Origin of the sequence: Chromohalobacter sp. HP20-39, assembly GCF_033052815.1 — a bacterium.
GTDB lineage: Bacteria > Pseudomonadota > Gammaproteobacteria > Pseudomonadales > Halomonadaceae > Chromohalobacter.
Genome location: NZ_JAWHTP010000987.1, coordinates 1 through 250, shown reverse-complemented (window position 1 = coordinate 250; position 250 = coordinate 1). Strand labels below are relative to the sequence as shown.

The 250-nt window shown below is 66.4% G+C and carries 1 protein-coding gene; it reads left to right on the top strand.

All coding sequences use genetic code 11. The features are described from left to right. A partial coding sequence (locus RVY79_RS20925) for a hypothetical protein (protein ID WP_317466529.1) occupies nucleotides 1-250 on the top strand: 250 nt, incomplete at both ends.

Sequence of the window (250 nt, the reverse complement as noted above, 5' to 3'; positions counted from 1 at the left end):
CCGGCGCTCAGCCGTGAGCTGCTGTGCAACGATGCGGAAGACGAAGTGGTGCTTGGCCTCGAAGCGCGCTACGTGTCGCGCATGCTGGCTGCTGAAGTCGGTGAGTTGCGCGAGCAGGCGGCACGCGCTGCGGCAGGTGCGTCGGCCGTACCCGCCGTGCTCGGCTTCAAGTCAGCAGGTTCGCTCAGCCACCTGGAGTGGTTCCCGCTGCCCGCATTCGCGCTGGAGCCTGATGAAGTCGAAGTGGAAC